Origin of the sequence: Ramlibacter sp. (assembly GCF_035554825.1) — a bacterium.
GTDB lineage: Bacteria > Pseudomonadota > Gammaproteobacteria > Burkholderiales > Burkholderiaceae_C > Ramlibacter.
Genome location: NZ_DATMHS010000065.1, coordinates 1 through 18,139, shown reverse-complemented (window position 1 = coordinate 18,139; position 18,139 = coordinate 1). Strand labels below are relative to the sequence as shown.

The window sequence follows — 18,139 nt, the reverse complement described above, 5'->3', positions numbered from 1 at the left end:
GCGTGGCCCGCGGATTTCCGCCGGATGCGGGCCGGTCCTAGGGCGCGGCCTGGTGGGGCCGGTGCAGTGCGGTCGCGATGCGGTCAGTGGCCATGGGTGAACAGGGAGGCATTCGCCTGCCAGCGCAACGCCGTCGGCCGCGGGCCGGGCGTCCGGGCGAGCGGCAGCAGCACCTGTTCCAGGCCCTGCGCGGCGGCGCAGTGCTCGCGCCACAGCCGCATGAACGACGCGTCGTGGCCGCGCTCCAGCCACGCCTCCGGATCGCCCGGCCGCATGCGCTCGTGCATGCGCAGCAGCCGCGCGAGCTGCAGGTGCACATGCAAGAGGCGCTGCATCTGGGGCGCCAGCGCCGGAAACCACTGTTGCTGCAAGGCGCCGATCTCCTGCACCGCGCCGTCGGGCGGCTGGGTCGCCGCCTGGAAGCACACCGCGCGCCCTTGCGCCGCCATCCACTCCGTGTAACGCGCCAGCGCGTCGAGCAGCTCCACCGCCTTCAGCTGGCGCTCCCGTGCCCGCAGCCGCCACACGAACCCGGCGCTGGCGGCGGCGATGGCCAGCAGGCCGGCCGCCAGGCAGATCAGGTAGTAGGCGGAGCTGGACACCGCATTCAGGCGAGCTTGGGAATCCGCAGCTTCTGGCCCGGGTAGATGCGGTCCGGGTCCGACAGCATCGGCCGGTTGGCCTCGAAGATGGCCTGGTACTTGCCGGCGTCGCCGTAGTACTTCTTCGCGATCGCGGACAAGGTGTCGCCCTTGACCACATCGTGGAACTGGGCGCTCTCGGCGCCCTGCGGCACCGTGAGCTTGTTCTCGACCGTCGCGACGTGGGCGACGTTGCCGCAGCACAGCACCGCCTTCTCGGCCGCTTCCTGGGACGGCGCCGTGCCGCTGATGGTGGCCTTTTCGGTCGCGCCGTCGTACTTCACGTCCAGGTTCTGGATGCCCAGGTTCTGTTGGGCGACGAAGGCCTCGATCGCGTCGCCGGCGCGTGCATTGAGCACGTCCACGCTTTCGGGCGCCGGCGCGGCTGCCGCGGCCGATGGTGCCGCGGCGGCGCTGGCCGTGGCCTCGGGCTTCTTGAAGAGCTTTTCACCCGCATCACGGATGAAGTTGAGAAGGGACATGGGGGCTCCTGATTGTTGCCAGAAGTTTGCGGGCCAGGCGCTCGCCCAGACGTCGGACGCAATCAGCCGGCGCTGTAGGCGAGGCCCCACACCTGGGCCCTCGCCCGTGGCCCCTCAGTGCGGCTTGGCGAAAGCGCGCTGCAGCAGCCCCATGCCGCCGCTCGAAGGCTCGCGCGGGGCCAGCGCGTCGGCCTTGGCGGACCAGCGCTGGGCCAGGTTCGAAAAGATCATGCGGCTTTCGGCGCCGAACACGGCTTCCTGCTCGCGCAGCATGGTCAGGTTCTTGGCGATCCTGCGGGCGATCAGATAACGGTGGGCCGGGGCGCCGGTCTGCATGAACGCGGTCATGAGGGACAGCGTCGCCACCCACAGCGCCGTGCAGGCGCGGGTAAGGGCGAGCGCTTGGCTCGCGCCGGCGTCGGGGACCGCGGTGGCGGCCGTGGCGTTCTGCATGACAGGGCTCCTGGCGAGGACTTGTGGATTCATCCTAAAGTCCGCGCCAGGGGCGGCGTGTCAGTGCCAGCGGGCACCTGCGGCCCGCCTTTTCCTACGCGCGGGCGGCCCGCCGGTTCAGCCCTTTTCGCGGGTCCCGCCTTGCGAATGGCGCTTGCGGCCGGCCGCGCGGGCTTCCTCGCTCGTGAATTCGTGGGCGTGGCCGCTCTGGTGCGCGGCGCGGCCGCCCAGGCTGGCGATCTCGCGCTGGCGCTGCGGGTCCATCGCGGCGAAGCCGCGCACGCTGCGACGCTGGGCCGGGGTCTGGCTGTCGGGGCCGGTGTTCGGTTCTGGCAAAGCCATGGCGATCCTTTCGGTGGTGGGGGGAAGAGTGACCTCCTCCTGTGGCAAGGTCCGTGCCTGCCGCGCCGCCACGCGTTGCCCGGCGGGGACGGCGCCCGGCCCATCCGGCCGCGGCCGCTCGGCGGTAAAACTTGCGGTACGGGCTATCCGTCAGGCCGCGCCGGCGCGGGTGGCCCTCGCCTCAGACACCGTATTCCTTCAGTCGGTTGTAGAGCGTCTTGAGGCTGACGCCGAGGGCGGCCGCGGTGCGCTCCTTCTGGTGCCCGCAATGCTCCAGCGTGGCCAGGATCAGCTGGCGCTCGGCGGCTGCCAGCGGCGTTCCGACCGGGACTCGCAGCATGCTGGCGTCGCCGGCCGCCGCCGGTGGCACGAGCACGTCGCGCGGCAGCCACTGGTCGCCGATCTCGTTGCCCGCGGTCATCACGTAGGCCCGCTGCAGCGCATTGCGCAGTTCGCGCACGTTGCCGGGCCAGCGGTACCGCGCCAGCCGCGCCAGCGCCGCCGCGGAGGCATGCTTGAACGCGCCTTCGCGCGCCCCGATCTCCTGCAGGAAGTGGTTCACCAGCAGTGGCAGGTCCTCGCGCCGCTCGCGCAGCGGCGGCAGCTCGATCGGAAACACGTTCAGGCGATAGAACAGATCCTCGCGCAGCGCGCCGGCGGCGACCGCCTGGGCCGGGTCGCGGTTGCTGGCCGCCACCACGCGCACGTCGGCTTCCTGCGACACGGTCGAGCCGACGCGCATGAAGCTGCCGGTCTCCAGCACGCGCAGCAGCTTGACCTGCAGCGCCGGCGGCATCTCGGTGATCTCGTCGAGGAACAGCGTGCCGCCGTGGGCGCGCTCGAAGAAGCCGTGGTGCTGGCGCTCGGCGCCGGTGAAGCTGCCCTTCTCGTGGCCGAAGATCTCGCTCTCGATCAGGTTGGGCGAGATCGCGCCGCAATTGACCGCCAGGAACGGCTTGCTGCGACGGCGGCTCAGGTCGTGCACCGTGCGCGCGGCCAGCTCCTTGCCGGTGCCGCTCTCGCCCGTGACGAACACGGTGACCGAGGTCCCGGCCACGCGCGCCAGCTGCTCGTACACGCGCTGCATCGGCTCGCTGCGGCCCACCAGATGGCCGAACCGGCCGGTGCGGTGCAGGTCGTCGGTCAGCTGGTCCACCTCGGCGCGCAGCGTGGCCGGCCGCATCACCCGCGACAGGATGCCCTGCAGTTGCTGGGCGCTCACCGGCTTGATGAGGTAGTCGGCCGCGCCGTGGCGCAGCGCCTGGATCGAGGTCTCGAGGCTGGCGTGCCCGGTCATCAGCACCACTTCGGAGTTGCCGATCAGCTCGTGCTCGTCCAGCAGGCTCATCCCGTCGCCGTCCGGCAGCCGCAGGTCCAGCAGCACCAGGTCCGGTTGCTGCATCGCCATCTGGCGGCGGGCGTCGAACAGCGACCTCGCGGTCGCCGCCGAGAAGCCTTCGGCGCCGACCAGCGTCGCCATCATGCGGGCCGAGTCGGCGTCATCCTCGACGATCAGTGCATGTCCCATCGGTGGATCTTTTCCCTGTGCAGCGACCCTGCCGGGCCGTGGCCATTATTTCCTGCCCGGCTGCGCGCGCGCTGTAACTCGACGTCACGATGCCTTCAATCGTCACTCGGCGTCGAGTGACGCGCGCAGTTGCTGGCGGTCCACCGGCTTGACGAGGTACGCGTCGAAGCCGGCCACCAGCGCTTCCCGTGCGTCGCGCTGGGCGCCGTAGCCGGACATGGCGATCATCCTGCCGGCATAGCCCGCTGCCCGCGCGTGCCGCGCCAGTTCGAACCCGGTGAGGCCCGGCAGCCCGATGTCGACGATCGACACCTCGGGCTGGAGCTGCAGCAGCCGCTCCAGGCCCTGGATGCCATCGTGCGCCGTGCTGACCTGGTGGCCGTCGAGCTCCAGCTTGGCCCGCAGCGCCGCCAGCACGTCGTCGTTGTCCTCCACCACCAGCACGTTGCGGCGCCGCGCCGGCGGCAGCGTGTCCGCGCTGTGCTGCGGCGGCGCGGCTATCGCCGGCAGCCGGACCGTGAAGCGGCTGCCCTGGTCCGAGCTTTCCACCTCGACCGTGCCGCCGTGCAGCTTGACGATGCTGCGCACCAGGGTCAGTCCGATGCCCAGGCCGCCGGCGGCACGGTCGAGCGGGCGCGGTCCCTGCACGAACAGGTCGAACACCCGCGCCAGCAAAGCAGGCGGGATGCCCATCCCCGCATCCTGCACTTCCAGCACGGCCATCGCGTCCTGGCGGCTCACCCGCACGTCGATCGGCCGGCCGGCCGGCGTGTACTTGACCGCGTTCGTCAACAGGTTGGTCACGATCTGCTCGATCCGCACCGCATCGCCCTCGCACCATGCGTCGTCCAGCCGCAGGCGCAGCGGATGCTCGCTCGCCTCGCCGGTGACGGCCAGCGTCTGGTCGACGCGCCGCACGACGCTGGCCAGGTTCACCGGCTGCCGGACCAGCACGATCTTGCCCGCGATCACGCGCCCGACGTCGAGCAGGTCGTTCATCAAGTGCGCGAGGTTGCGGGTCTGGCGGGCGATGATGTCGCGCGCTTCGACCGCCGGCGCGCTGCCGTGCTCGGCGGCGTTGAGCACGTCGCTGGCGGCGGAAATCGCGCCCAGCGGGTTGCGCAGCTCGTGGCCGAGCATGGTGAGGAACTCGTCCTTGGCGCGGTTGGCCGCCTCGGCCTCGGCCCGGGCGGCCAGGGCGCGCTCGGTGAGCAGCGCCCGCTCGCGTTCGGTCTCGACCTGGTCCGTCACGTCGATGCTGACGCCGATCAGCTGGGCGGCGCGGCCGTCCCCGTCGTATTGCACCAGCACGCGGCTCGACAGCCAGCGCATGGTGCCGTCGGGGCGCAGCACACGGTATTCGAGCGTCTCCTTGTCGCGGCGCAGGGCGCAGGCGGTCCAGAATTCGCGCTCCAGGCGCTCGCGGTCCTCGCCGGCCACGCGCCCGAACCAGTCGGCGAGCGCACCCTGCGCCAGCTCGCCGATCCCGAACAGCTTGCACTGGCCCGGCGTCCAGGCCAGCCGGTCGGGGCCGAACTGGTAGTGGAAGAAGCCGACATGTCCCGCCTCCTGCGCCAGTCCCATCAGGCGCTGGCTCTCGCGCAACTGGGCGTCGGTCGCGTGCAGCCGCTCCTCGACGCGCTTGCGCTCGGTGATGTCGGCCAGCGCGCTCACGGCGCCGCGCGGCTGGCCGTGCTCGTCGCGCAGCGGCACCGCGTTGGCGATGACGAAGGTCGACGGCCGCCCCTCCATGGCGATTTCCAGCTCCAGGCCGGTGGTGGTCTCGCCGCGGCTGGCAGCGCGCTGCAGCGGCTGTTCGCCGGGTGCGAGCACGCGGCCGTGGTGCAGCACGCGCACGCTGCCGGCCTGCTGCGAGCCGGGTGCGCCGATCAGGGCGTCCATCGCCGCGTTGTGCGAGATCACGCGGCAGGCGGGATCCTGCGCGAAGGCCATGCCGATCGGACTGCTGTGGAAGAGGGTTTCGAACTCCTGCGCCTTGGCCGCCAGCGCGGCATGGGCCGCGGCGTCCTGCGCCCTGGCCAGCTGCAACGCGTCGCGCAGGGCGGCGATCTCGCGCACCGGCACGTGGCTCGACGGGGTGCCGCCGCGCGCGGCCAGCTCGCGCAGGGGATGCGCGACGCGGCGCGCCACGAACGCGGCCAGCAGCAAGCCCAGCAGCAGGCTTGCGCCGCTGGTGGCCAGCGCCGCCGCGATCGACCGGCGATGCGCGGCGTCGATGGGCGCGGCCGGCAGCGCCACCCGCACCCGCCACCCCGAGGTCGGGACGGTGCGCCACGCTGCATACACGGTGCGGCCGTCGACGTCGCTGAAGCGGTGGACGCCGGCTGCGCTTTCCTTCATCTGCGCGGCGGCGTCGGCCGGCAGCGTGGCGCCGGCGGGCGCGACCGGCGCCAGCGAGTAGCCGAGCAGCCGGTCCTGGGCATCGAACACGGCGGCGTTGGCCCCCGGCGGCAGCTTGACGCTGGCGCTCAGACGCTGCCACACGGCTTCGCCCATGCGGGCGCCGAGCACCGACCGGATGCGGCCGTTTTGCAGGATCGGCACGGCGACGGCCACCGCGCGATCGCCCGGCTGCTGCCGCTCCCACATGCCGGAGACCGCGCTCGCGCCGGCCAGCGCCTGCCGGTGCAGCTGCCGCAGCGCCTCGGCGCCGCTGGCGCGCACCCGCGCCGTCCCGGTGTCGAGGACCACCCGGCCGTCGGCGTCGAGCAGGAAGACACTGTCCCAGTCGCCGCGCGGCCGCCCCTGCAGCAGCCGGCCGAGCGCGGCCACCCGGCCGTGCTGGAACAGCTCGGACTGGGCGAGCACGCCCAGGCCATCGAGCGAGGAACGCAGCTGGCGTTCGACCCCCTCGGCCAGTGCGGCGGCCGACTGGCTGAGCTGGGCTTCGATCTGCTGCTGTTCGCTGCGGATGTCCGCGAAGCTCTGCAAGCTCATCAGCACGGCCATCGGCAGCGTGGCGAGCAGCATCACCGCGAACAGATAGGTTCGCAGCGACGCGATCGGCCACGCGCGTTCCAGCCGGGCTTTGACGGGTTGCAGCAGTCGCATGGATACGGACCAGGACGGCAAGCGTAGCGCGGCGGGACCGGCGGCGGCACGGCGTGCAACCGGAAGTAAGGCACGGCCATGTCAGCAGATCCCGGCAGGCAGCCCAGCTGGGCGTCCGCCCCGCGCGCAGCTCTTGCTGCAATCCCTACCGTGTCGCGCGGCCCGTGGCCGCGCTGGGTCGCCCGGTGCGGTCGGGGTGGCGCAAAACATCACACCACCGCCGGGCCGGCCGTGACCAACGCGCTCAACGGTGACAAGGGACTGCGGCCAGCCCTCGCCGGCACGGTCGTTGCGTGCGGTCCCGACCAGCCCGCCGCGTTTCATCCTGGAAGGACCATCCATGCATTCGCTCACCCTGCACGCCAGCGCCACCACCATGCTGCACCCGACGCTTGCGCCGCGACTGCAGCAGGCGGTGCGGCTGCTGCAGATGTCCTCACTGGACTTCGCACAGGCGATACGCGACGCGCTCCAGCGCAATCCGTTCCTGGAGCAGGAAGAGTCCGCTGCCGACAACGACACCAACACCGACCTCGGCACCGACGCCGGGGCCGAACCGCTCGGCGACGAGGGCGCGCAGCCGCTGCCGTCGCACGCCGAGACCTGGGGCGTGCAGGGGCTGCCCCGGACGGGTCACGCCGATGTCGACGGCAGCCTGTCCGACACGCTGGCCGCGCGGCCGTCCCTCGCCAGCCATCTGCTGGGCCAGCTGCGGGTGCTGCCGCTGTCCGGGCGCGACCTCACGCTGGCGGCAGCGGTGGCCGAATCGCTCGACGAAGACGGCTACCTGCGCGCGCCACTGCACGAAGTGGGCGATGCGGCGCGGCTGTCGCCGGCGGCCGACCCCGAGGAGCTGCAGATCGCGCTGCGGCTGGTGCAAGCGCTCGAGCCGGCCGGGGTCGGCGCGCGCAGCGTCGCCGAATGCCTGCAGCTGCAGCTGCAGGCGATCCCGGCTGGCCCGGCGCGCGAGACCGCGGCGGTGATCCTCGGCCACCACCTCGAGCTGCTGGCCAGTCGCGACCTGCGCGCGCTCGCGCGGCGGCTCGGACAGGCGCCCGCGGCGGTCGAGGCGGCCTGCGCGGCCATCCGGCGGCTCGATCCGCGGCCGGGCTGGCGCTTCTCGGAGCCGGCGGTGCAGTACGTCACGCCCGACGTCATCGTGCGCAGGATCCGGGGCCAGTGGGCCGCCACGCTCAATGAAGCGGTGGTGCCGCGGGTGCGTCTGAATCGCAGCTACGTCGCGCTGTTCCAGCAGCACCGCGGCGCGCAGCACCTGGAGCTGGGCACCCATTTGCAGGAGGCGCGGTGGACGGTGCGCAACGTGGAGCAGCGCTTCGCCACCATCCTGGGCGTGGCGCAGGCGATCCTGCGGCGCCAGCAGCACTTCCTGGCCTATGGCGCGATGGCGATGAAGCCGCTGGCGCTGCGCGAAATCGCCGACGAGGTCGGGGTCCACGAGTCCACCGTCTCGCGGGTCACGAACAACAAGTTCATGGCCACGCCGTGCGGCGTGTTCGAGCTGAAGTATTTCTTCTCGCGCGGCCTCGCGACGGCCAGCGGCGGCGAATGCTCGCCGACGGCGGTGCGCGGCCTGATCCAGGAGATGATCGGCGGCGAGCCGCCGGAGCAGCCGCTGTCGGATGTGGAGATCGCGCGCCAACTCACCGCCCAGGGGCTGCGGGTGGCCCGCCGCACCGTCACCAAGTACCGCCAGTTGCTGAAGATCGAAGTGGCCGAGCGGCGGCGCGACCTTCGCGCCGGCCGCGCCGCCGCCCAGCCCGCCGCGGCGGAAGGTCAAGCGAAGGGAGGGGCACATGGCTGCTGACAAGCGCGCCGGGCCGCCGGGACCGCAGGGCACGGCGCAGCCGCGACAGTTCGCCATCCGGCCCGGCTCGGCCAATCGCGGCTTTGCCAGCAGCGATCCGGAGCGCCAGGGCGCGCCGCCCGGGTCGACGGCACGCGGCGAGCCGCAGGACGCGGCTCGTGGCGACGCGGCGGGCGACGAGCACGGCGAGGCGGTGCGGCTGCACCGCAGGCTGCCCAGGGCCAGCGCGGCGTCGCGCGTTCCCGCGCGCCAGGACGCGGGCCAGCCGGACGATCCCGCCGCGGCGCCGGGGGCGCGCGACTGACGTGGGCCGCCAGCCTGGCGCTGCGCGGCAGCGCCACGGTTCTGCCCTAGACTTGGCGGGCATGAAACCCGACCTGCCCGCCGCCGTCGCCACGCCGGCGGAAGCCCAGTGGGTCGAGGCCGAACTGGTGCGCAGCCTGCTGCGGACGGCGCGGACCACGCAGCTGCTGGGGCTCTTTCTCATCCCCATCCTGATCGGCGTTCTCTGGAACGATGTGTCCTGGGGCGCGCTCGCGCTGTGGTCGGCCTGCGCGCTGGGCCTGGCGGTGGTGCGCTTCTTCGTGATCCGCCGCTATGTGCGGGACGTGCTGCCCCACGGGTCCGCGGCGCACCTTGCGTTCTTCGCCCGCTATCGCTTCCTCTGGCCGCTCAGCGCGATCGTGTGGGGCGCCTCGACGCTGCTGTACTTCGACCGCTCGTCGCTGGCCGACCAGTTCATCTGCTGGCTGATCCTGGCTGGCCTGGCGATGTTCGCGATCAACGCGCTGTCGACCCACCTGGGGACGCTGCGCGCCTACCTCGACTCGCTGGCGCTGACGGCGCTGGCCGTGCTGCTGTGGCGCATCGGCGGCGAACTGCAGTTCCGCGGTCCGTACTACCACTACTGGATCATCGCGCTGCTGCTGATCTTCTGGGAAGTGCTGCGCGAGGCGGGCCTGCGGCTGCACCTGACCCATCGCCGCAACTTCGAGCTGCAGTTCCGCAACAACCAGCTGATCGAGTCGCTGACCCGCCAGACCCAGGCCGCGCTCGACGCGGTGGAGATCAAGAACCGGTTCCTGGCCAGCGCCGCGCACGACATCAGGCAGCCGGTGCACGCGCTGAGCCTGTATGCCGACTGGCTCGGCAGCGAGCCCGAGCTGGTGCACGAGCTGGCGCCCAAGATCGTCGAGTCGACCAAGGCGGTGAATGCCTTGTTCGACTCGCTGTTCGACCTGGTGCGGCTGGACTCCGGCAAGATCAAGCTCAACATCGAGGCCGTCGACCTGCCGCAGCTGCTGCACGACCTGGAGCTGCAATACCGGCCGCTCGCGCGGGCCAAGGGGCTGCAGTTCCGCGTCCACGCGACCCGCGGCACGGTGCTGTCGGACCCGATCCTGCTGCGGCGCATCATCGGCAACCTGCTGTCGAACGCGATCAAGTACACGCACCAGGGCGGCGTGCTGCTGGCGTCGCGCACCGCCGGCGGGGCCACGCGCATCGAGGTCTGGGACACGGGGGTGGGCATCGCGCCGGTGCACCAGCGCGAGATCTTCCGGGAGTTCTACAAGGTGCCGGCGCATGGCGGCACCGAGGATGGCTTCGGCCTGGGCCTCTACATCGTCGCCCGGCTGGCCGCGATCCTCGGCCATCCGCTCGCACTGGACTCGCGGCCGCAGCGCGGGACCGTCTTCCGGCTGATCCTCGCCCCGACGGACCCGCAGCAGGCGGCGGACCGCGCCGCCGCCTCGGTGGCTCAGCTCGTGAGCATGCCGTGAGTGCGGGCGTAGTGGATCGTCTGGGTGCGGCTCTTGACACCCAGGCGCCGGAACAGGCGCCACAAATGCACCTTCACCGTGTGCTCGCTGATGCCCAGCTCGTCGGCGATCTCGCGGTTGGACAGGCCGCGATCGAGCATCACGATCAGCTGCTTCTGGCGCTTGGACAGCTTGTTGTCGGTGGGTGACAGCTCCTCGAAGCCGCCGTCGGCGCTGAGCAGCGCGCGCAGGGCGCTGGCGATCTCCTGCGCGCCGGCCGATTTCTCGATGTAGATGTCGGCGCCGGCCTCGATGCAGCCTTCCTCGGCATCGGCCGCCGGCGAGGCGGAGAGCACCGCGAGCGGCGCTTCGGGAAAGCGCTTCTTCAGTTCGTGGATGCCCGAGGTGCCGGTGGTGTCCGGCAGCTTCAGGTCCAGGCAGATCAGGTCGGGCTGGCCGTGCTCGCGCACGGCCGATTCGATCCCGCCGAGTCGCTCGAGCTCGATCACCGTCGAGCCCGGGCGCAGGCGCCGCAGCAGCATCACCACCGCCTCGCGCATCAGCGGATGGTCGTCGATCACGTACAGGACCATCGGCCGGGGAGTTTTGTTTTCAGCAGTCATAACGGCCAAGGATAACTCTGATGGACCGGGCGCTTCGCCCGGGGCGGCTACTCCTGGCTGAACTGGCGCAGCGCGGCGGCGACCTCGGCCTCGGTGATGCCGGGGGCCAGTTGCAGCGCGTGGCCGGGCGGCAGGGCCGCGTCGTGTTTGAGCTGCGCGACGACGCGCCCGGCCTCCTGGGGCGAGGCGAAGCCCGCGCTTTGGGCGAGCAGCCGGCCGCCGGCGTCGACCAGCTTGAAGTAGTGCCGGCCGTCGGCCTCGCGGTATTGCTTGAACGCCGGCAGGGCGGCTTTCGCGGCCTTGGCCTTCGCACGTCCGGCCTGCGCCGCCAGGTTGCGCAGGCCGACCGCCTGGCGCAGCTCGGTCATGAACGGGGTGGCGATGGCGCGCGCCTTCTCGGCGCCCGCCCGCAGGATGCGCTCGATCTCGGCGGGGTCGTCGATCAGGGCCTGGTAGCGCTCGCGCATCGGCGCGATCTCCCGGTCGATGCGATCGAACAGCATCTGCTTGGCGTCGCTCCACGCGATGCCGCTCGCGTACGCCTCGCGCAGGCGCTGCGTTTCCTCGACCGACGCGAATGCCTCGTAGATCTGGAACAGCGCCGATCCTTCGACCTGCTTGGGCTCGCCCGGGGCGCTGGAGTCGGTGACGATGCCGGCGATGAGCTTGCGCAGCTGCTCGCGCGGCGCGAACAGCGGAATGTGGTTGTCGTAGCTCTTGCTCATCTTGCGGCCGTCGAGGCCGGGCAGCAGGGCCACCGTTTCGTCGATCTGCGCTTGCGGCGCGACCAGCAGCTCGCCGTAGAGGTGGTTGAAGCTGTTGGCGATGTCGCGCGCCATCTCCACGTGCTGCACCTGGTCGCGGCCGACCGGGATCCTGTGTGCCTTGAACATCAGGATGTCGGCGGCCATCAGCACCGGGTACATGAACAGGCCCGCGCTCACGTCCACGTCGGGGTCGAGTCCGGCGGCCGTGTTCTTGTCGACGGCGGCCTTGTAGGCGTGGGCGCGATTGAGCAGGCCCTTGCCGGTGACGCACGTCAGCAGCCAGGTCAGCTCGGGAATCTCCGGAATGTCCGACTGGCGGTAGAACAGCACCCGCTGCGGGTCAAGGCCGACGGCCAGCCAGCAGGCGGCGATCTCCAGCGTCGAGCGCTGCACCCGGGCCGGCTCGTCGCACTTGATCAGCGCGTGGTAGTCGGCCAGGAAGTAGAAGTTCTCGGTGCCGGGGCGGCGGCTGGCCTCGACCGCCGGGCGGAAGGCGCCGACGTAGTTGCCCAGGTGGGGCGTGCCGGTGGTGGTGATGCCGGTGAGGAAGCGGACGGGAGCAGCCATCAGGAGAACAGGGCGGTAAGGGGGGTGAGAAGGAAATCCAGCACGCTGTAGCCGACGTGGATCAGCGGGCGCAGCCAGTACGTTCCGACCACGCCGACCAGCACCAGCGCGAGGACGATGAAGAAGCCCCAGGGCTCGATGCGGCTGAACGACCAGGCCATGCGCCGCGGCAGCAGGCCGACCAGGATGCGGCCGCCGTCGAGCGGCGGCAGCGGAAAGAGGTTGAAGGCCCACATCACGAGGTTGACCAGCACCCCGGCCTTGCACATCTCGAGGAAGAAGCGTTCGCTCAGGCCCGAGCCCACCAGCAGCGTGTAGGCCGCCGCCCACAGGATCGCCTGCAGGAAGTTGGAGGCGGGGCCGGCGAGCGCGACCCAGACCATGTCGCGCTTCGGATGGCGCAGCTGGCCGAAGTTGACCGGCACCGGCTTGGCATAGCCGAACAGGAACGCGCCCGCGGTGGCGAAATACAGCATCAGCGGCATCAGCACCGTCCCCATCAGGTCCACGTGCTTGATCGGGTTGAGCGTGACGCGGCCCAGCACGTAGGCCGTGTTGTCGCCCAGCGCGCGCGCCACGTAGCCGTGGGCGGCCTCGTGGATGGTGATGGCGAACAGCACCGGCAGCGCATAGATCAGGACGGTTTGGACGAGGTTGTTGATATCCACCAGGGGATTGTCTCAGACGGTTGCGGGCAGGCCGGCCGCGCTCGGGCGGCCGGGGCGGGGTTCAGGCCAGGCCGAGGGCGGCGAGGTCGCCGCGGCCCCGGCGGATGACCGCGGCCTCGTCGCCGGCCCCCATCGGGGTGAGGTCGACCACGGTGGTCGGTTCCGACGGGCAGGCGCCGGCGTCGACCACGCCGGCGATCTGCTTCTCGAAGCGGTCGCGGATCTCCTGCGCGTCGTTGAGCGCCTCGCGCTCGGCCGGCGGGATCAGCGTCGTGGCGAGCAGGGGGCCGCCGTGCAGCGCCAGCAGGGCCTGCAGCACCCGGTGGTCGGGCACGCGCAGCCCGATCGTCTTGCGCTGCGGATGGCTCACCCGGCGCGGCACTTCGCGCGTCGCCTCGAGAATGAAGGTGTAGGGCCCGGGCGTGCCGGTCTTGAGCAGGCGGTACTGCCGGTTGTCGACGCGGGCATAGGTGGCCAGCTCGCTCAGGTCGCGGCACAGGAGCGTGAGGTGGTGCCGCTCGTCGACGCCGCGGATCTGCCGCAGGCGGTCCACCGCCGCCTTGTCGTCGAGATGGCAGGCCAGCGCGTAGCTCGAATCGGTGGGCACGGCGACGATGCCGCCTTGTTCGAGCAGCGTCACCGCCTGCTTCAACAGGCGCGGCTGCGGATTGTCGGGGTGCACTTCGAAGTACTGGGCCATGGTGTCAGCGGCGCGGTGCGCCGGGTGCGAAAGCTACCACGGGAGGGCGGTCCACGTCAGGCCTCCACCGGCTCGATCACGACGCGGCTCTCGCGCACCGTGAGCCAGGCGCCGGCGGCGCCGCACAGCGCGATCGCCGCCATGCCCAGCAGCGACCAGCCGTCGGGCAGGTGCGCGAACACGATGACGCCGCCGACCATGGCGAACGCGATCTGCGAATAGAGGTACGGCGTCAGCGTGGCGGCCGCCGCGCGCTGGTACGCCAGGATCAGCACGAAGTGGCCGATCGCCCCCATCGCGCCCATCAGGCACAGGAGCGCCCACAGCGTCCACGACGGCAGCGGGGTCCAGACGAACGGGAGCGCCACCGAGGCCATCAACGTGCCCACCCAGCCGGTGTACAGGTGCATGGTCACCGGGTCCTCGGTGCGCGCCATCTTGCTGGTGAGGACCTGGAACCAGGCGTTGGTGACGACCAGGCCGACCGGCAGCAGGCTGGCCCAGTTGAACGCATCGCCGCCCGGCCGGATGATCACCAGCGTGCCGGCGAAGCCGCCGGCGACCAGGGCCCAGCGCAGCGGCGACACATGCTCCCTGAGCACCGTCGCCGCCAGCAGCGTGATCACCAGCGGCGCCATCATCACGATGGCGGTGAATTCGCCGACCGGCATGTATTTCAGGCTGGCGAACGCGAGCAGGCTGCTGGTGAGCAGCAGCGCCCCGCGCAGCACCTGGAACCGGGGATGCCGGGTGCGCAGCACGGCGGCGCCGCGCAGCGGCAGCACCACGCAGGTGGTCGCCACCGCCTGGAACGCGTACCGGAACCAGAGCGCCATCAGCAGCGGCACGGCCGCGCTGACGTACTTGGTGGTGGTGTCCAGCGCCGCGAAGCAGGCGCAGGCGGTGATCGCCAGCGCGATGCCGGCGAGGGCGCGCTTGGACCTGCTCACCGGATGCGGTCCGCCAGCATCTCCCACACCGGGGTGAGTTCGCCAGGAAGATCAGGCAGCCGCCCCAGGTCGGTGTGGCTCTCGTCGGGGCTGTGGAAATCGCTGCCGCGCGACGCGACCAGGCCGAACTCGCGGGCCGCTTCGGCGTAGCGCAGGTACTCGGCGGCGGTGTGGCTGCCGGTGACCACCTCGACGCCGAGGCCGCCGTGGGCCTTGAACTCGGTGAAGAGGGCGTATTCCTCATTGGCGGTGAGGCGGTAGCGCGCCGGATGCGCGATCACCGCGACCCCGCCGGCCTCATGGATCCAGCGCACGGCGTCCTTCAGGGCCGCCCAGCGGTGCGGCACGAAACCGGGGTGGCCTTCGGTCAGATAGCGGCGGAACACCTCGCCGGTCTCGCGGCAGACGCCGGTCTCCACCAGGAAACGGGCGAAGTGGGTGCGCGAGATCAGCTCCGGATTGCCGACGTACTTCAGCGCGCCTTCGTACGCGCCCTTGATGCCGGCGGCGGCCAGCTGGTCCGCCATTTCCATCGCCCGCGCGCCCCGGCCGCCGCGGGTGGCCCGCAGGCCGTCGCGCAACTGGCCGTCATCCGGATCGAAGCCGAGGCCGACGATGTGCACTGTTTCGTTGGCGAAGGTCACGGAGATCTCGGTGCCCGTGAGATATTTCATGCCCTGCGCCTTCGCCGCGGCCGCGGCGCGATGCTGGCCGCCGACCTCGTCGTGGTCCGTGAGCGCCCACAGTTGCACGCCATTGGCGGCGGCGCGTTGCGCGAGGGCTTCCGGGGTCAGGGTGCCGTCGGAAACGACGGAATGGCAGTGCAGGTCGGCATTCAGGATGGGCACCGGCGAATTTTAGGTCGTCGCCCCCGATCGCTGCGGCACGCGCCGCAATGTCCTTCAGGCGAGCGCGCCCGCCTGCGCGCGCACGTCGGACACGGTGGTGAGCGCGCACTCGATGGCGATCCGCAGGCCCTGCACGGTTTCCTCCAGGCGCATCGACGGCTGGCCCTGGGCCGGCAGCCAAGGCACGTGGATGAAGCCGCCCCGGGTGTGCGGCAGCGGCGGCCGCCTGGCCAGCAGGTGCATCAGCCCGTAGAAGACGTGGTTGCAGACGAAGGTGCCGGCGGTCTGGGAGACCTCGGCGTTGATGCCGGCGGCCAGCAGGTCGACCAGCATCGCCTTGATCGGCAGCGACGTGAAATACGCGGCCGGGCCGCCCGCCACCACCGGCGCGTCGACCGGTTGCGCGCCGGCGTTGTCGGGGATGCGCGCATCGCTGACGTTGATCGCCACCCGTTCGAGCGACAGCGCGGTCCGGCCGCCGGCCTGCCCGAGGCAGACGACCAGCGTCGGATGATGCCGCTGCAGCAGGTCGGCCAGCACCTCGAGGCTGCGCCCGAAGACCGTCGGCAGCTCCGCACCGATGAGCCGGTGGCCCGCGACCAGCCTGCCATGCAGCGCCTGCACCGCCAGCCGGCTGGGGTTCAGCCGGGCGCCGCCGAAGGGCTCGAATCCGGTTACCAACACACGGGGAAAGCCGCCCACGGGCACGGATGATGGCGATACCATGGTTTTCACTGTACCGCAGCCATCGTCTGCAGCAAGGGAGAACACCAACATGCGCTGGGAAGGAAATCGTGAATCCGGCAACGTCGAGGACCGCCGCGGCGAGGGCGGCATGGGCGGGGGCTTCGGCCTGGGCGGGCGCAGCATCGGCATCGGCACCATCGTCATCGCGCTGGTCGGCGGCGCGATCTTCGGCATCAATCCGCTGACCATCCTCAGCATCCTGAGCGGCGGCGGCAGCCCGGCGGCCGTGCAGCAGCAGGGACCCGCGCCCGCGCCGCCGGCCAACGACCAGGGCGCCAAGTTCGTTTCCGTCGTGCTGGCCGACACCGAGGACGTCTGGAAGCAGCTGTTCAGCCAGGGCGGCGCGACCTACCACGAGCCGCATCTGGTGCTGTTCCGCGGCGGGGTCCGCACCGCTTGCGGCGCGGGCCAGAGCGCGATGGGGCCGTTCTACTGTCCGTCCGACCAGAAGGTTTACATCGATCTTGCCTTCTACGACACACTGCGCAGCCGGCTCGGCGCCCCGGGCGACTTCGCCCAGGCCTATGTCATCGCGCACGAGGTGGGCCACCACGTGCAGGACGAACTCGGCATCACGCAGAAGGTGGACGCGATGCGCTCGCGCCTGAGCCAGGGCGATGCCAATGCGCTGAGCGTGCGGGTGGAACTGCAGGCCGACTGCTTCGCCGGGGTCTGGGCCCACCACTCGCAGCAGGGCAAGAAGTGGCTCGATCCGGGCGACGTCGACGAGGCCATGAACGCGGCGGCGAAGATCGGCGACGACGCCCTGCAGCAATCCGCCGGGCGCTCGGTGGTGCCGGAGAGCTTCACCCACGGCTCCAGCGCCCAGCGCCAGCGCTGGTTCCAGGCCGGCTTCGAGAGCGGCAGCGTCAAGCGCTGCGATACCTTCGCCGCCCGCCAGTTGTAGCGCGGCCGCGCCAGGCCCGGCGCCGCCGGGCCGTCCGGGAGGGGCGAATGGCCCCGCCGGGCGCAGATGCGCCCAGGGTGCGACAATCCAGGGTTGACATGAGTGCATCCTTTTCCAAACTGTCGCTGGCGGCTCCGCTGGCGCGGGCCGTAGCCGAGATGGGCTACGAATCCATGACCCCCATCCAGGCCCAGGCGATTCCGGTCGTGCTGACCGGCAAGGACGTGATGGGGGCGGCCCAGACCGGCACCGGCAAGACGGCCGCGTTCGCGCTGCCGCTGCTGCAGCGCCTGATGAAGCACGAGAACACCTCGACTTCGCCGGCGCGGCATCCGGTGCGCGCACTGGTGCTGCTGCCGACCCGCGAGCTCGCGGACCAGGTGGCCCAGCAGGTCAAGCTCTACGCCAAGTACACCAACCTGCGCAGCGCCGTGGTGTTCGGCGGCATCGACATGAAGCCGCAGACCGCGGAACTGAAGCGCGGCGTCGAGGTGCTGGTGGCGACGCCCGGCCGCCTGCTCGATCACATCGAGGCCAAGAACGCGGTGCTGAACCAGGTCGAATACGTGGTGCTCGACGAGGCGGACCGGATGCTGGACATCGGCTTCCTGCCGGACCTCCAGCGCATCCTGTCGTACCTGCCGAAGCAGCGCACGACGCTGCTCTTCTCGGCGACCTTCTCGCCCGAGATCAAGCGCCTCGCCAACAGCTACCTCCACGATCCGGTCACGATCGAGGTGGCGCGTCCCAACCAGGAAGCGTCCACGGTCGAACAGCACTTCTACAGCGTGGGCGACGACGACAAGCGGCGCGCGCTGCGGCAGATCATCCGCCAGCGCGGGCTGTCGCAGGCCTTCGTGTTCGTCAACAGCAAGCTCGGCTGCGCCCGGCTGGCCCGGGCGCTGGAGCGCGACGGGCTCAACACGACGGCGCTGCACGGCGACAAGAGCCAGGACGAGCGGCTGAAGTCCCTCGACGCGTTCAAGCAGGGCAAGGTCGACCTGCTGGTGGCCACCGACGTGGCCGCGCGCGGCCTCGACATCAAGGACGTGCCGGCGGTCTTCAACTTCGACGTGCCGTTCAATTCCGAGGACTACGTGCACCGCATCGGCCGCACCGGCCGCGCCGGCGCCTCGGGGCTGGCGGTGACGTTCGTCGCGCCGAGCGATTCGCGCCTGGTGAACGACATCGAGCGGCTGCTCAAACGCAAGATCGAGATCGAGGCGCTGGAGTTCGAGGACGACCGGCCGCGCGGACGC

General features: G+C 71.2%; 18 protein-coding genes. 5 read left to right on the top strand and 13 right to left on the bottom strand.

Translation table 11 applies throughout. The features are described from left to right. Window positions 1–83 precede the first annotated feature (83 nt). From VNT59_RS07535 to VNT59_RS07510, 6 genes are all read right to left on the bottom strand, one after another. Window positions 84–602 carry a hypothetical protein gene (locus tag VNT59_RS07535; protein WP_325497711.1) on the bottom strand — a complete coding sequence of 173 codons (519 nt, stop codon included), beginning with the start codon at window positions 600–602 and terminating at the stop codon, window positions 84–86. Window positions 603–607: 5 nt separating this feature from the next. Next, a complete protein-coding gene (gene lysM, locus VNT59_RS07530) occupies window positions 608–1,123 on the bottom strand; it encodes a peptidoglycan-binding protein LysM (RefSeq protein ID WP_325497710.1) in 516 nt (171 codons plus the stop codon). Between the two features lie 114 nt (window positions 1,124–1,237). Continuing rightward, window positions 1,238–1,576: a hypothetical protein gene (locus VNT59_RS07525; RefSeq protein WP_325497709.1), complete on the bottom strand. Its 339-nt coding sequence runs from the start codon at window positions 1,574–1,576 to the stop codon at window positions 1,238–1,240. Between the two features lie 117 nt (window positions 1,577–1,693). Continuing rightward, entirely contained in the window at window positions 1,694–1,918 is a 225-nt protein-coding gene (locus VNT59_RS07520) for a KGG domain-containing protein (RefSeq protein WP_325497708.1), read from the bottom strand. A 181-nt stretch (window positions 1,919–2,099) separates the two neighbouring features. Next, window positions 2,100–3,446 carry a sigma-54 dependent transcriptional regulator gene (locus VNT59_RS07515; RefSeq protein WP_325497707.1) on the bottom strand — a complete coding sequence of 449 codons (1,347 nt, stop codon included), beginning with the start codon at window positions 3,444–3,446 and terminating at the stop codon, window positions 2,100–2,102. A 102-nt stretch (window positions 3,447–3,548) separates the two neighbouring features. Then, entirely contained in the window at window positions 3,549–6,518 is a 2,970-nt protein-coding gene (locus VNT59_RS07510) for an ATP-binding protein (protein ID WP_325497706.1), read from the bottom strand. 340 nt (window positions 6,519–6,858) lie between these two features. Here VNT59_RS07510 and rpoN point away from each other — a divergent pair, with 340 nt between their 5' ends. The 3 genes from rpoN (at window position 6,859) to VNT59_RS07495 (ending at window position 10,124) form a co-directional block, all read left to right on the top strand. After that, window positions 6,859–8,343 carry an RNA polymerase factor sigma-54 gene (gene rpoN / locus VNT59_RS07505; protein ID WP_325497705.1) on the top strand — a complete coding sequence of 495 codons (1,485 nt, stop codon included), beginning with the start codon at window positions 6,859–6,861 and terminating at the stop codon, window positions 8,341–8,343. Beyond that, the gene (locus VNT59_RS07500; protein ID WP_325497704.1) at window positions 8,333–8,647 is read left to right on the top strand and encodes a hypothetical protein; all 315 of its coding nucleotides are present in this window, start codon (window positions 8,333–8,335) and stop codon (window positions 8,645–8,647) included. The genes rpoN and VNT59_RS07500 overlap by 11 nt, the downstream gene beginning before the upstream one ends. A gap of 61 nt (window positions 8,648–8,708) precedes the next feature. Beyond that, window positions 8,709–10,124 carry a HAMP domain-containing sensor histidine kinase gene (locus VNT59_RS07495; protein WP_325497703.1) on the top strand — a complete coding sequence of 472 codons (1,416 nt, stop codon included), beginning with the start codon at window positions 8,709–8,711 and terminating at the stop codon, window positions 10,122–10,124. On the opposite strand, the gene VNT59_RS07490 is transcribed toward VNT59_RS07495, so the two are convergent. From VNT59_RS07490 to pcp, 7 genes are all read right to left on the bottom strand, one after another. Beyond that, a complete protein-coding gene (locus tag VNT59_RS07490) occupies window positions 10,103–10,696 on the bottom strand; it encodes a response regulator transcription factor (RefSeq protein ID WP_325497702.1) in 594 nt (197 codons plus the stop codon). The two genes, VNT59_RS07495 and VNT59_RS07490, sit on opposite strands and share 22 nt — an antisense overlap. A 77-nt stretch (window positions 10,697–10,773) precedes the next feature. Then, the gene (locus tag VNT59_RS07485) at window positions 10,774–12,060 is read right to left on the bottom strand and encodes a tryptophan--tRNA ligase (protein ID WP_325497701.1); all 1,287 of its coding nucleotides are present in this window, start codon (window positions 12,058–12,060) and stop codon (window positions 10,774–10,776) included. After that, window positions 12,060–12,728 carry a site-2 protease family protein gene (locus VNT59_RS07480; RefSeq protein ID WP_325497700.1) on the bottom strand — a complete coding sequence of 223 codons (669 nt, stop codon included), beginning with the start codon at window positions 12,726–12,728 and terminating at the stop codon, window positions 12,060–12,062. Before VNT59_RS07480 ends, VNT59_RS07485 begins: the two co-directional genes overlap by 1 nt. Window positions 12,729–12,789: 61 nt before the next feature. Continuing rightward, window positions 12,790–13,428 (bottom strand): L-threonylcarbamoyladenylate synthase, encoded by a 639-nt coding sequence (locus VNT59_RS07475; RefSeq protein ID WP_325497699.1) that lies wholly within the window; start codon window positions 13,426–13,428, stop codon window positions 12,790–12,792. Between the two features lie 56 nt (window positions 13,429–13,484). Further along, the gene (locus VNT59_RS07470; RefSeq protein WP_325497698.1) at window positions 13,485–14,378 is read right to left on the bottom strand and encodes a DMT family transporter; all 894 of its coding nucleotides are present in this window, start codon (window positions 14,376–14,378) and stop codon (window positions 13,485–13,487) included. Continuing rightward, a complete protein-coding gene (locus VNT59_RS07465) occupies window positions 14,375–15,226 on the bottom strand; it encodes a 3',5'-nucleoside bisphosphate phosphatase (protein ID WP_325497697.1) in 852 nt (283 codons plus the stop codon). Before VNT59_RS07465 ends, VNT59_RS07470 begins: the two co-directional genes overlap by 4 nt. Before the next feature lie 54 nt (window positions 15,227–15,280). Next, entirely contained in the window at window positions 15,281–15,952 is a 672-nt protein-coding gene (gene pcp / locus VNT59_RS07460; RefSeq protein WP_325497696.1) for a pyroglutamyl-peptidase I, read from the bottom strand. Between the two features lie 49 nt (window positions 15,953–16,001). On the opposite strand from pcp, the gene ypfJ reads away from it, so the two are divergent. Together ypfJ and VNT59_RS07450 are read left to right on the top strand one after the other, a co-directional pair. Continuing rightward, complete coding sequence (gene ypfJ, locus VNT59_RS07455; RefSeq protein WP_325497695.1) at window positions 16,002–16,880, top strand: KPN_02809 family neutral zinc metallopeptidase; 879 nt, start codon at window positions 16,002–16,004, stop codon at window positions 16,878–16,880. Between the two features lie 98 nt (window positions 16,881–16,978). Continuing rightward, on the top strand, window positions 16,979–18,139 hold a 1,161-nt coding region (locus tag VNT59_RS07450), incomplete at its 3' end, for a DEAD/DEAH box helicase (RefSeq protein ID WP_325497694.1).